The sequence below is a fragment of the Citrobacter sp. Igbk 17 genome, from assembly GCF_028069775.1.
GTDB lineage: Bacteria > Pseudomonadota > Gammaproteobacteria > Enterobacterales > Enterobacteriaceae > Citrobacter.
The window spans coordinates 1-12,486 of sequence record NZ_JANEWI010000019.1 but is presented as its reverse complement, the minus strand read 5'-3'; the positions used below and the strand labels follow the sequence as shown (position 1 = coordinate 12,486).

The window sequence follows — 12,486 nt, the reverse complement described above, 5'->3', positions numbered from 1 at the left end:
CACACGCACCTTTGAATTAGCCCGCGTTGGCCTGCACGATCTCTTCGATCATCTTATTGACCGGATCAAGGTTGATTTCACGTGCATTACTTTCTGATACTGGCGTCGTGCGGACCTGGCTTGCCAGGATCTGCCCGTCACGATTAGCGGTATCTACCGTAACCAGTGTTGACAAACCAATACGCAGTGGATGTTGTGCCAGCTGCTGCGCATCCAGTTCGATACGTACCGGCAAACGCTGGACGACTTTGATCCAGTTACCGGTCGCGTTTTGCGCTGGCAGCAGGGAGAAGGCGCTGCCCGTACCCATATCCAGGCCGACGACTTTCCCGGTATATTTCACATCATCGCCGTAAATATCACTGATGACGGTCGCCGGTTGGCCAATACGCATGTGCGCCAGCTGTGTTTCTTTGAAGTTGGCATCCACCCACAGGTTAGTCGCCGGAACAACTGCCATCAGCGGCGTCGTGGGGCTAATTTGTGCGCCGGGCTGCACGGCACGACGGGAAACATAGCCGGTCATCGGGCTGACAATTTTGGTACGTTCCAGCGCCAGCCAGGCATTACGCACTTCGGTGGCAGCCTGTTGTACAGCAGGTTGATCTTCCAGCTTGCTACCCAGAATCATTGCCTGGTTCGCATTATATTGTTGGATTGCGACATCAAGCTGAGCCTGAGCGCTGGCGACAGCATCGCGGGCATGTTGCAGTTCTTCGCGGCCAATCAGGTTGGCGTTACCCAGTGGGACACGGCGATTAAAATCGCTTTGTGCCTGGGCCAGCGCGGTTCTCTGAACTTCAATGCTTGCCTGCAGTTGCTTGCTGTTGATCATCAACTGGTGCGTCTGGCGCACGCTGGACGCCAGCGCAGTTTTGGCTTTTTCAAATGCCTGTTTGGCATCTGTCTGATCGAGAGTGACCAGGACATCGCCCTGTTTTACAAAGTCAGTGTTATCAGCCCAGACTTTCGTCACGCTGCCTGATACCTGCGCCATAATTTGAACCTGGTTCCCTGCCACGTAAGCATCGTCTGTCTCTTCGATATGACGCAGTACTAAAAACCAATAAATCCCATATGCCACGGCAATGATAATAAAGAGCAAGGTCAGCAGGAGCAGCATACTTTTACGTTTGCCATTCTTCTTGACCGGTTGCTGCGGGGTTTGAGTCTCCGCATTTGCGCTCATGTTGTTCTCCACGATCTTATTTTTTTCACATCGGCTGGGGCCGACCTGTTTATCAGAAAGGCCAGCACTGTGCGTGCTGGCCTGTCGGTTTTTCATTTTTAAATCTGGATTTCTGAGCGAGTCAGCGCGTTAGCGCAGCGCTTCTAATACCGCGCCATCCTGCTCCATCTGATCAAGACGGGTCAGAAGTTTACGGGTGATGTGCTCAAGTTGATCTTTTTCGGTGGTGCTGAGAGATGACCAAAGCTGATGAAGGCAGTTATGCTGAGGCGGTAATACCTCCTGCAAAAAAGCATGGCCTTTTTCGGTCAATTGCAGATGCAGACAGCGGCGATCGTTATCGCTTTCGCGACGCTCGATCCAGCCACGCTTTTCTAACTCATCCGCGATGCGGGTAGCGTTAGTCCGTGACGAGCCAAGTGCACAACTCAGTTCAGAAGGCTGAATACTGTGGTTTTCCTGAGACTCCAGCGTAATCAACGCCATAAACAACGTCTCGTTAATCCCTTGAGCTTTCAGCATCTTATTGCGGTTTTCCAGCAGCTTGCCCTGCATATGCATGCAAAGACGAGTCAGAAGCACTTCCTGATAAGGGAACTCTTCGTAGCGGCTGGCGCGAAATTTTAGCATTTGTTCAATGGGCGTAAACGAACTATCCATTTGGGTATAACCTCATTAATTTCAGCCGATATAGTAACGACAGTGACAAATAAAGTAAATGTATTATTTATTTAAAATGATTATTTTCATCTATAAGACAAACAGCATTTTCCAGGCTAATCCATAGCCCAGAGCACTCAGTAAGGTCGGAATGATAATGCTGCGGGTCTTATAGAAGCTTGCACCCAGTACCACAAACCCCACCAGCGTAGGTACAAAACGACGAGCGTCGTGCATCACTTCTGGCGCGGTAGACACCACCAGCAGGGCGCAAATTGATGCAATACCGATGGTGTCGAGTAATATTCCAGTGGCTCCGCGTTTTGTCGGGCGCACGTTCCCCATTCGCAGACGCAGTGGTAAATAGCGAAAACAGTAATTGACGCAGCCGACCAGCAGACCGAGCAGCAGAACCTCATAGCTCATCAGGTCCTCCCTGCCAGAACGACTGAATGAGCGCAGTCAGGCATCCGCAGGCTATGCCTGCCAGGATGGCTGCCGGAATGGAAAACAGCATCACGCCAGCCAGTGCACCGGCTAATGCCGCCGTGACGCATAGCGTTTGCTTACGCTGGAAAGAGGCCAGCAGAAAACTCATAAACAGCGCCGGGAGCATAAACCCCAGTGCGGCTTCTACCGCCGGGAAACCCTTCAGTAAGCCAGTGCCGGAAAATGCACCGATAACTGTGCCAAGAACCCAGGAAGCCCAGGAGCATAGCGCGATGCCGATCATCCAGTTTTCACTCCAGCGCCGATTATCCCGCACCAGCTTCGCCGTTGCAGCGGCAAAGACTTCGTCGGTGAGGCCAAAGGCCCATAACGCGCTTTTAGGTTTGCTCAGCTGTCGGGCGATACGGCTACGTAGAGATGGGCCATACAAAATGTGGCGAACATCCATCGCCATGACGGTCAGAGCCGCGACCCACAGTGAGCTGCCCGCGGCGAGCATAGTTGTGATGACAAACTGGCTGGCGCCGGCGTAAATGATGCAGGAGAAAAAAACGCTTTCAACGGGAGTAAAGCCCAGGCGAGTCGCATTCATACCAAATGCAAATGCGACCGGAATATAACTGATAACTATCGGTAGGCTGTCTTTGAATCCTTCAGTTAACGTAGCAGAACGGAATTCAGACTGGGGAACAGGGCTTTCCATAGGATTATAGGCTTCATTACCGAAATTAAAATAACCTGGCTCAATGAGTTATAACCTTAGCAGACTGATGGGCTCCTTAACACCCTGAGGAGCCCAATCAAAGGTAAACAGACGTTATACGCTTAATTTGCGGCTTCCTGGCGGTGAAAACCTCGCCACCAGACCAGCAGGTTGAGTACGGCAACGGTCACACCTGCCAGACAAACGCCAGCCCAGCCGGCATGCTGCCAGGCTGAAGCTGAAATCAGAGAACCTGCCGCACCACCAATGAAATAGCTGGTCATGTACCCGGCAGTCAGACGATTACGTGCGTCCGGGTGAATGCGATAGATAACCGTCTGGTTGGTGATATGTACCCCCTGAACAGTCAGATCCAGTACCAGGATACCGATAATCAGCATCGGCACTGAAGTATGTCCGAGCCAGATAGCCAGCCAGGAGAGCAACAGTAACAGCAGGCCTGCGGTAGTCGTGAGATGCGATTTACCCTTATCGGCAAAACCGCCCGCCGGACGAGCGCCTAATGCACCGGCAGCACCTGCCAGCCCGAACAGGCCAATCATTCCCTCTGAATAGTTAAACGGCGGTGCGGCGAGTAAAAATGCCATTGATGTCCAGAGAATACTGAAGTTGGCAAAGGTCAGGCAGCCCAGCATCGCGCGGGTGCGGAGTAATTTATCGTGGATAAACAGGCTAAACACGGAGCCCAATAGCTGCGGGTAGTTAAGATGGGTCTCTGATTTCATCTTCGGCAAACCACGCCACAGGGCAATCGCCATCAGCGCCATCAATACTGAGGCCACCCAAAACACGGTGCGCCAACCGCCGAGATTCGCCAGCAACCCTGCAACCGTTCGCGCTAGCAAAATCCCCAGCAACAGGCCGCTCATAATCGTACCAACAACTTTACCGCGCTTGTCCGGCGTGGCGAGCGTCGCCGCCAGCGGAACCAGGATCTGTGCGACAACTGAGAACAACCCGGTTAGCGCAGTGCCGAGGATCAGCATCCCCAGCGACTGACTGCTGGCAGTAATCAACATGCCGCCTGCGGCTAACAGTGTCATCGAGACAATCAGCATCCGGCGTTCAAACATATCGCCAAGTGGTACCAGAAACAGGAGCCCCGCAGCGTAGCCAAGCTGTGCTGCAGTGACGATAAAGCCCGCAGTACTGGCCGACAGCGAAAAGTTTCGCGCGATGGTGTCGAGCAGCGGCTGGGCGTAATAGTTACTGGCAACGGCGAGGCCGGTCGCCACAGACATTAAAACGATCAGTGCCGGGCTAAGCCCGTGAGTGGGTTTGGTCATTGTTTTCAACTGAATAATGGGTTGCAGAAAACAATCATAACGGAAGTGATTAAATGTTGCTGATTTGTTGGGTGATGGATTGTGCGGTGTGGGAAGGGGGGTAGGCCGGATAAGGCGCATCGCGCCACCATCCGGCATTGGTGGGATTACTGGGCCTGATAGCGTCACGCTTATCAGGCCTACGAGTGGGTTATTTCTGCGCAGCCAGCGCTTCTTTTACCCAGCCGTCGAACTGCTGCTGGTGGGCTTTGATCCAGCCATCAACGTGGCCCTGAACGTCAGCTTCTGAGGCTTTACCATCATGCATCATTGCGTTCTGCGCGTTGATATCTGCCAGTGGCAATTTCATGATGGCAAACAGTTTCGCCGCAGCCGGGTTTTTCTCCGCCCAGGCCTTGTTGGCGACAATGTGCATGGTGTTTACCGGGAAGCCATAGTTCGCGCCGTTCGGCAGTTTGGTATCGATATCTTTCTGTTCACCGGGCAGAGAAGAGAACGGGACCTGCAGCCAGACAACATCTTTGCCCGGTTTCATCACGTCACTGACCCAGTATGGTGTCCAGGTGTAGTACAGGATCGGTTTGCCTTCTTTAAAGCGGGTAATGGTGTCAGCCATCATTGCTGCATAGTTACCGTGGCTGACCTCGACTGTTTTTTCCAGATCGAAGGCTTTGTTCTGGTGGTTAATCACGGCTTCACAACCCCAGCCCGGCGAGCAACCCATCATGTCAGCTTTACCATCGCCGTTAGTATCAAAGATTTTGGCGATCTTCGGATCTTTTAACTGGGCGATGTTAGTGATTTTGTACTGCTCAGCGGTTTTTTTGTCGATCAGATAACCCTGTGCAGCGCCTGTTACGAATACCCCCTCGCGATAGAATTTTTTATCTCCGCCGGCTGCGGCGTACATATCATCATGTAGCGGCTGCCAGTTCACGGCGGTAAACGTCGCATCGCCAGAGGCAATAGAGGTATAGCCGACGTTGTAGTCAACTTCGCTGGTTTTGTTAACGGTGTAACCCAGTTTCTCCAGCGCGCGGGCAACCAGCTGCGTCTGGAAGGATTCTTCAGAGATGGTGCTCTGGATTGGCTGTACGGTGATGCCTTTGCCCGGCAGGTCGGCAGCGAAAGCGCTGGTGGAGACAAGGGTGGCAAACGCTGTGGCAAAAAGTATGGTATGTCGCATCGTTGTTCCTTATTACACTTCATCCTTCAAGCTGCCTCTTTGTTGGCTGCACTCATGCACCCCAGTCACGTACTACTTGTACGCTCCTGGGGATACATTCGTTTGCCGCCGCGATGCAACTTGAATGATTTTGTGTAAGCTAATGAATTGTAGGCCCGGTAAGCAATGCGTCACCGGGCAACGGGTGAACTACTTAGTGAAAGGGCGGGTGAGAAGCCCAACCGGACCGGTGGTGTACCAGCGACGGTTACCACGGCTACGCGAGTCGCGGCCTACGGCCTGCGTCAGACGGTCCAGAATGATGGCGAGGATCACGATCCCCACACCGCCAACGGTAGCCAGACCCATGTCCAGACGGCCGATACCGCGCAGAACCATCTGACCCAAGCCACCGACGGCGATCATCGACGCGATAACCACCATGGAGAGTGCCAGCATCAGCGTCTGGTTCACCCCTGCCATAATGGTGGGCATCGCCAGCGGCAACTGCACTTTAAACAGCATCTGACGCGGGCTGGCACCAAATGAGCGCGAGGCTTCAATCAGATCGGCCGGGACCTGATTAATCCCCAGAATGGTCAGACGCACGATGGGCGGCAGGGCGAAGATAATTGTCACCACTACGCCGGGGACGTTGCCAATACCGAACAGCATGACGATCGGCACCAGATAGACGAACGCGGGGGTGGTCTGCATCGCATCCAGCAGTGGTCGGACAATCTTCGCCGCACGTGGGCTGCGCGCCAGCCAGATCCCCATTGGCAAGCCGATCACCACGCAGAACAGCAACGCGGTTAGCACCAGCGCCAGGGTGATCATTGCCTGCGACCAGGCACCGATAGCACCGATAGCAATCAGTGAAATCAGCGTGGCGGCGCCCATTCCGATACCGGAAATTTGCCAGGCGATCAGGGCAAACAGGATAATTGCCACCGGTGCAGGCATGCCCAGCAGGAGTTGCTGAAAGCCATTAAGTATGTAATCCACCGGGACACGAATGCCCTGGAAGACAGGACGGAAATGGGTGACCACCCAATCGATCCCTTCGGTGACCCAGCTATCCAGCGGGATCAGCGTTTTATGGAATGGATCCATAATATTGAAATGCTCTGGTGCCGGTGCCGGTGCACTGGTTAGCCAGTCTGCGCTAGCGCCGTCGGCAGGTGCGCCTGCGGGGGTCCCCCAGGCATCAGCAGATTGCGCGGCGCTATCGGCCGCAGGTGCGGTATCCCACGGATTGGTTTGATCAGCCATTGTTTGCCCCCTCGCGATCTAAAGCCTGTAGCAGCATGCGTTTTGAAATGATGCCCACATACTGTTGTTCCTCATCGACAACCGGCACCGCGCACGGGGCCTGACCGACATGAGAAAGTAACTCGCTAAGAGGCGTTTGTGCATCCACGGCTAGCGGCTCGTTGATTAATGCCGCATCAATACCTTGTGCCTGGCTTAATGCGGTTTTTAATGAATCGATCGACACCACACCGACGAATTTATTGCCGCGTTCAATCACGTAACCATATTCGCGATCTTTGTCCTGCAGTAATTGCAGGGCCGAACGGGGGCCGACGCCTGGCGTTTTACGAATTAGCCCTTCAGGGCTACGACGGGATATATCTTTAGCGCTAAAGACCTGACTAATATCTACGCCACGGAAGAAGGTACGCACATAATCATTCGCCGGGTTATTCAGGATTTCATCCGGTGTACCGACCTGTACCACTTCACCGTTTTGCATAATGGCAATTCTGTCGCCAATACGCATCGCTTCGTCAAGATCGTGGGAAATAAAGACCACGGTACGCTGATGCTTCGCCTGGAGTTTTACCAGTTCATCCTGCATTTCGGTACGAATTAACGGATCGAGCGCAGAGAAGGCTTCATCCATTAATAAGATATCGGGATTGATGGCTAATGCGCGGGCGAGTCCCACGCGCTGGCGCATTCCGCCGGAAAGTTCATCCGGGTAGCCGTGCGCGTAATTCTCCAGACCTACCTGACGTAACGCATCCAGCGCTTTTTCACGACGCTCTTCAGCGGCAACACCGGCTAATTCCATGCCGAATGCCGTATTGTCCAACACAGTCATGTGCGGCATCAGGGCAAAGGACTGGAAGACCATCGCAATCTTTTTTCTGCGCACCTCGCGAAGTTCAGCATCGGAGATTCGGGCAATGTCTACGCCGTCTATCAATACCTGTCCGCGGGTGGGTTCAATCAGGCGATTGAGAAGGCGTACCATTGTGGATTTACCCGAACCAGATAATCCCATGATGACAAATATTTCGCCTTCTTCAATGGCCAGACTGGCGTCTTTAACGCCAAGCGATAGCCCTGTTTTATCCAGAATTTGCTCTTTTGAAAGTCCTTTTTCAATATATTTGAACGCTCTCTGTGGATGCTCGCCAAATATCTTATAGAGATTTTTAACTTCTAATTTAATTGCCATGCAATAGAATGATTCCTGTTATTTGTTTATATCGATATATTACCTGATGGAAATAGTGACCTTTTTCTACCCTAACATACTGAGAATCTGAGACAACCCTGAATTTGTTTGTGGCATGAATATTGCCAAACGTCAGATGGCGGGATTTCCCATGATATAAGGGCTGAGCGCGGATGAGCCTTGAGGGATATTTTTTGTAAATGACACTGAAAATGCGCCTGAATTGTTGAAATACAGGCGAATATTGCGGCTGATATTGAGTGTAGATCACCCAATCATATTTGTGTGATAAAAATGTGATCTCGTTAAAATATTAACGCGGAAAATGTAAGGTATTTCCCGCGGAAGGAAACGTTAAAAATTCCAGTCGTCATCTTCTGTTTCGACGGCTTTACCCATCACATAAGATGACCCTGAACCAGAGAAGAAATCATGGTTTTCGTCTGCGTTGGGTGAGAGCGCAGCGAGGATTGTCGGGTTCACATCCGCCATTTCTGCCGGGAACAGGGCCTCATAACCTAAATTCATTAGCGCCTTATTGGCGTTGTAGCAGAGAAAGGCTTTGACGTCTTCTACCCACGGGGTTTCCGCATACAGTTCCTCCGTATAACGAACTTCGTTGTCATATAATTCCATCAACAGATCGAGGGCATAATTCTGTAGCGCGTCACGCGTAGAGGGTGAAACGTGCTCCAGACCTTTTTGGTATTTATAGCCAATGTAATAACCATGAACTGCTTCATCACGAATGATCAGGCGGATAAGGTCAGCGGTATTCGTCAGCTTGCCGCGGCTGGAGAAATACATCGGTAGCCAGAAGCCGGAATAGAACAGGAAGGATTCCAGAAATACGCTGGCTATTTTCTTTTTCAGCGGTTCCTCGCTGGCGTAATGCGTCAGAATTATCTGTGCCTTGTGCTGGAGCGGAGAATTTTTCTCACTCCAGAGGTAAGCCGCGTCCACATCTTTGGTCTGACAAAGCGTGGAAAAAATAGAACTGTAGGAGCGCGCGTGCACGGCTTCCATAAAGCTGATATTCGACAGTACCGCCTCTTCATGTGGCGTGATTGAATCCGCCATTAGCGCGGGGGCGCCGGCGATATTCTGAATCGTGTCGAGCAGCGTCAGGCCGGTAAATACGCGGATAGTGAGCTGCTGCTCGGCAGCGCTCAACGTTTGCCATGCCGGAATATCATTGGAAAGCGGGACTTTTTCCGGTAGCCAGAAGTTACTGGTCAGGCGATTCCATACCTCAAGGTCTTTATCATCTTCAATCTTGTTCCAGTTGATGGCGCTGACGCGAGATAGTTTCATTCTGTTCTCCTTACAGTGCGCATGACACGCAACCCTCAATTTCGGTTCCTTCCAGCGCCAACTGGCGTAACCGTATGTAGTACAACGATTTGATACCCTTACGCCAGGCGTAGATCTGTGCCTTGTTGATATCTCGAGTGGTAGCGGTATCGGGGAAAAAGAGCGTCAGTGAGAGTCCCTGATCGACATGCCGTGTCGCCTCGGCATAGGTATCAATGATCTTTTGTGGGCCAATCTCGTAGGCATCCTGATACAGGGCCAAATTCTCGTTGGTCATAAACGGGGCAGGGTAGTAAACGCGCCCGGTTTTACCCTCTTTACGAATTTCCACTTTCGATACAATCGGGTGAATGCTTGAGGTCGCGTGGTTGATATAGGAGATTGAGCCGGTCGGCGGAACGGCCTGTAAATTCTGGTTATAGATGCCGTAGCGCATCACATCATCCCGCAGCTGCTGCCACATCTCCCGGGTTGGCAACGTAATGCCGCTTGTGGCAAACAGTGCGCGGACTTTCTCTGTTTTAGGCTGCCAGTCTCCCTGCAAATACTGGGTAAAGTACTCGCCACTGGCATAGCGTGACTGACTAAATCCGGCAAAAGATTTTCCGCGTTCACGGGCCAGTTTCATTGACGTATTCAGGGCATGCCAGGTGATGGTGTAAAAATAAAGATTGGTGAAATCCAGCCCTTCGGGTGAACCGTAGGCGATTCCTTCCCGCGCCAGATAACCATGCAGGTTCATCTGCCCGAGACCAATGGCGTGTGACGCACTGTTCCCGGCTTCAATGGAAGGAACACTGCGGATATGGCTCATGTCCGAGACGGCGGTTAAGCCGCGCACGGCTGTTTCCACTGTACGAGCAAAGTCAGGTGAATCCATGGTGTGGGCAATGTTCAGCGATCCAAGATTGCAGGAAATATCATGCCCTACCTGCGTATAGCCCAGTGCCTCATCATAGGTTGATGGACTGTTGACCTGTAAAATCTCCGAGCACAGGTTGCTCATATTGATGCGACCGGCAATCGGATTCGCACGGTTCACCGTATCTTCAAACATAATGTAGGGGTAGCCAGACTCAAACTGAATCTCTGCCAGTCGCTGGAAGAAGTCGCGGGCATGAATGTATGTTTTGCGCACACGCGTGTCGGCAACCAGTTCGTCATAGCGCTCGCTCACGGCGATATCACCGAATGGTTTGCCGTAAAGGCGTTCTACGTCATACGGTGAAAACAGCGCCATCTGCGCATTTTCTTTGGCCAAACGGAAGGTGACGTCCGGGATCACCACACCGAGCGAGAGCGTTTTGATGCGGATTTTTTCATCGGCATTTTCACGTTTGGTATCGAGAAAACGTAAAATATCGGGATGGTGCGCGTGCAGATACACTGCGCCCGCGCCCTGACGTGCGCCCAACTGATTAGCATAAGAAAAGGCATCTTCCAGCATTTTCATTATCGGGATCACGCCGGAAGACTGGTTTTCAATACGCTTAATAGGCGCTCCGGCCTCGCGCAGATTCGAGAGTAAAAATGCCACGCCGCCGCCGCGTTTGGAAAGCTGCAGCGCTGAGTTTACCGCCCGGCCGATGGACTCCATGTTGTCTTCAATGCGTAGCAGGAAGCAGGAAACCAGCTCCCCACGCTGTTGTTTGCCGCAGTTTAAGAAGGTTGGCGTGGCGGGTTGAAAACGACCCGAGAGCATTTCATCAGTGAGCTGCATGGCGAGCGCCTCGTCACCCTGCGCCAGAGTGAGTGCCACCATCGTCACGCGATCCTCGAAATCTTCAAGGTAGCGTTTGCCGTCAAAGGTTTTCAGTGTATAGCTGGTGTAGTACTTCCATGCGCCGAGGAATGTCTGAAAGCGGAATCCGCTGGCGTGGGCGTGGGCAAACAGCTTCACCACGAACGCGCGATCGTAGCGGGCTAAAACGCTTTCGTCGTAATAGCCTTCACGAATCAGCGTGTCCAGGCGTTCCTGCTGACTGGCAAAGACCACCGAATGAGGACGGACGTGGGTAGCAAAAAAAGCTTCCACCGCCTGATGATCTTTATCGAACTGAATCCGCCCGGCTTTATCGTACAGATTTAGCATGGCGTTCAGGGCGTGATAATCCAGTGCTGGCTGGATTACGCGTTCTGCGGTTGTCGTTGCCAAAATTCGCTCACTCCTTTTCGAACGTTTTCGATATCGCTTTGCGTACCCATCAGCTCAAAACGATAGAGCCATGGCACGCCGCATTTTTGTGAGACGACCTCACCCGCACGCCCATAGGCCTCGCCGAAATTGCGATTGCCAGATGCGATCACGCCACGGATTAATGCCCGGTTATGAGGATCGTTTAAAAAGCGGATCACCTGACGCGGGACTGCGCCTGCCGTACCGCCGCCGCCGTAAGACGGCACGATTAAAATGTAAGGCTCGTCTACCCGGATCCTCTCGCGTTCATTCAGTGGAATACGGATGGCGGGCAGCGCCAGACGCAGCATAAAGCGGTGCGTATTTTCGGAGCTGCTGGAGAAGTAGACGAGGGTCGTCATGCGCTGACCACGCGGGGTTCCGGGCGCAGGCGATTGATCATGTCCGGGCGAAATCCTGACCAACGGGTTTCACCTGCCACCACGACAGGCAACTGACGAAAACCTTGCTCGCGCAGGGTATCTGCCAGTTCAGGCTGCAAATCGACATTCACCATCTCAACGTCAAAACCACGGCTTTCCATCGCCCGTTTTGTGGCGTGGCACTGAACACAGTTATTACGAGTGTAAATAATAATACGCATGATTCGTATTTCCATTTAAAAGTAAAAGAGCGATGCATATTGGACATCGGCTTGTGTGGGTGCTGATAGAGAAGATACTAGATGTAGATGAAAGAAGATTCAACCATACAAGATATGGGAATTTTAGATTGATGATACCCAGGGTGATGAGCGGAGCGGGAACGGGATATGGACTATAACAGGTTGCCGGATGGCGACGCGTTGCGTCTTATCCGGCCTACAGGAGAGTACATCCCAGACCAGATAAGGCATTTATGCCGCCATCCGACGGCGCATAATGACATGCGTTTTCCAACGGCAAGGAGAGCGCATCGTAGGCCGGATAAGGCATTTATGCCGCCATCCGACGGCGCATAATGACATGCGTTTTCCAACGGCAAGGAGAGCGCATCGTAGGCCGGATAAGGCATTTATGCCGCCATCCGACGGCGCATAATGACATGCGTTT

The 12,486-nt window shown here is 52.4% G+C and carries 12 protein-coding genes; all 12 read right to left on the bottom strand.

The features are described 5' to 3' along the window. Positions 1–16: 16 nt before the first annotated feature. Positions 17–1,189 (bottom strand): multidrug efflux MFS transporter periplasmic adaptor subunit EmrA, encoded by a 1,173-nt coding sequence (gene emrA, locus NNO08_RS12810; protein WP_048213008.1) that lies wholly within the window; start codon positions 1,187–1,189, stop codon positions 17–19. 129 nt (positions 1,190–1,318) lie between these two features. Further along, positions 1,319–1,849 carry a transcriptional repressor MprA gene (gene mprA / locus NNO08_RS12805; RefSeq protein WP_005122929.1) on the bottom strand — a complete coding sequence of 177 codons (531 nt, stop codon included), beginning with the start codon at positions 1,847–1,849 and terminating at the stop codon, positions 1,319–1,321. Between the two features lie 90 nt (positions 1,850–1,939). Further along, a complete protein-coding gene (gene ygaH / locus NNO08_RS12800) occupies positions 1,940–2,275 on the bottom strand; it encodes an L-valine transporter subunit YgaH (RefSeq protein WP_005122930.1) in 336 nt (111 codons plus the stop codon). Then, positions 2,265–3,002, bottom strand: a complete 738-nt coding sequence (locus tag NNO08_RS12795) for an AzlC family ABC transporter permease (RefSeq protein WP_271456860.1) — start codon at positions 3,000–3,002, stop codon at positions 2,265–2,267. Before NNO08_RS12795 ends, ygaH begins: the two co-directional genes overlap by 11 nt. A 122-nt stretch (positions 3,003–3,124) precedes the next feature. Continuing rightward, positions 3,125–4,309, bottom strand: a complete 1,185-nt coding sequence (locus NNO08_RS12790; protein ID WP_271442287.1) for an MFS transporter — start codon at positions 4,307–4,309, stop codon at positions 3,125–3,127. Positions 4,310–4,499: 190 nt separating this feature from the next. Continuing rightward, positions 4,500–5,495: a glycine betaine/L-proline ABC transporter substrate-binding protein ProX gene (gene proX, locus NNO08_RS12785; protein WP_271456859.1), complete on the bottom strand. Its 996-nt coding sequence runs from the start codon at positions 5,493–5,495 to the stop codon at positions 4,500–4,502. A gap of 189 nt (positions 5,496–5,684) precedes the next feature. Beyond that, a complete protein-coding gene (proW, locus tag NNO08_RS12780; RefSeq protein WP_271449806.1) occupies positions 5,685–6,749 on the bottom strand; it encodes a glycine betaine/L-proline ABC transporter permease ProW in 1,065 nt (354 codons plus the stop codon). After that, positions 6,742–7,944, bottom strand: coding sequence for a glycine betaine/L-proline ABC transporter ATP-binding protein ProV (gene proV / locus NNO08_RS12775; RefSeq protein WP_271454184.1), 1,203 nt, complete (start codon positions 7,942–7,944; stop codon positions 6,742–6,744). The genes proW and proV overlap by 8 nt, the downstream gene beginning before the upstream one ends. A gap of 354 nt (positions 7,945–8,298) precedes the next feature. Then, on the bottom strand, positions 8,299–9,258 hold the full coding sequence (gene nrdF / locus NNO08_RS12770; RefSeq protein WP_271454185.1) for a class 1b ribonucleoside-diphosphate reductase subunit beta: 960 nt from the start codon (positions 9,256–9,258) through the stop codon (positions 8,299–8,301). A 10-nt stretch (positions 9,259–9,268) separates the two neighbouring features. After that, entirely contained in the window at positions 9,269–11,413 is a 2,145-nt protein-coding gene (gene nrdE / locus NNO08_RS12765) for a class 1b ribonucleoside-diphosphate reductase subunit alpha (protein WP_271456858.1), read from the bottom strand. Then, the gene (nrdI, locus tag NNO08_RS12760; RefSeq protein ID WP_271442293.1) at positions 11,386–11,796 is read right to left on the bottom strand and encodes a class Ib ribonucleoside-diphosphate reductase assembly flavoprotein NrdI; all 411 of its coding nucleotides are present in this window, start codon (positions 11,794–11,796) and stop codon (positions 11,386–11,388) included. Before nrdI ends, nrdE begins: the two co-directional genes overlap by 28 nt. Beyond that, positions 11,793–12,038: a glutaredoxin-like protein NrdH gene (gene nrdH / locus NNO08_RS12755; RefSeq protein ID WP_271442294.1), complete on the bottom strand. Its 246-nt coding sequence runs from the start codon at positions 12,036–12,038 to the stop codon at positions 11,793–11,795. Before nrdH ends, nrdI begins: the two co-directional genes overlap by 4 nt. Positions 12,039–12,486: the final 448 nt, after the last annotated feature.

What these genes read in the sequence shown, in the direction of transcription:
- emrA (WP_048213008.1), bottom strand. Translation starts at nt 1,189, where the DNA reads ATGAGCGCAAATGCGGAGACTCAAACCCCGCAGCAACCGGTCAAGAAG.
- mprA (WP_005122929.1), bottom strand. Translation starts at nt 1,849, where the DNA reads ATGGATAGTTCGTTTACGCCCATTGAACAAATGCTAAAATTTCGCGCC.
- ygaH (WP_005122930.1), bottom strand. Translation starts at nt 2,275, where the DNA reads ATGAGCTATGAGGTTCTGCTGCTCGGTCTGCTGGTCGGCTGCGTCAAT.
- NNO08_RS12795 (WP_271456860.1), bottom strand. Translation starts at nt 3,002, where the DNA reads ATGGAAAGCCCTGTTCCCCAGTCTGAATTCCGTTCTGCTACGTTAACT.
- NNO08_RS12790 (WP_271442287.1), bottom strand. Translation starts at nt 4,309, where the DNA reads ATGACCAAACCCACTCACGGGCTTAGCCCGGCACTGATCGTTTTAATG.
- proX (WP_271456859.1), bottom strand. Translation starts at nt 5,495, where the DNA reads ATGCGACATACCATACTTTTTGCCACAGCGTTTGCCACCCTTGTCTCC.
- proW (WP_271449806.1), bottom strand. Translation starts at nt 6,749, where the DNA reads ATGGCTGATCAAACCAATCCGTGGGATACCGCACCTGCGGCCGATAGC.
- proV (WP_271454184.1), bottom strand. Translation starts at nt 7,944, where the DNA reads ATGGCAATTAAATTAGAAGTTAAAAATCTCTATAAGATATTTGGCGAG.
- nrdF (WP_271454185.1), bottom strand. Translation starts at nt 9,258, where the DNA reads ATGAAACTATCTCGCGTCAGCGCCATCAACTGGAACAAGATTGAAGAT.
- nrdI (WP_271442293.1), bottom strand. Translation starts at nt 11,796, where the DNA reads ATGACGACCCTCGTCTACTTCTCCAGCAGCTCCGAAAATACGCACCGC.
- nrdH (WP_271442294.1), bottom strand. Translation starts at nt 12,038, where the DNA reads ATGCGTATTATTATTTACACTCGTAATAACTGTGTTCAGTGCCACGCC.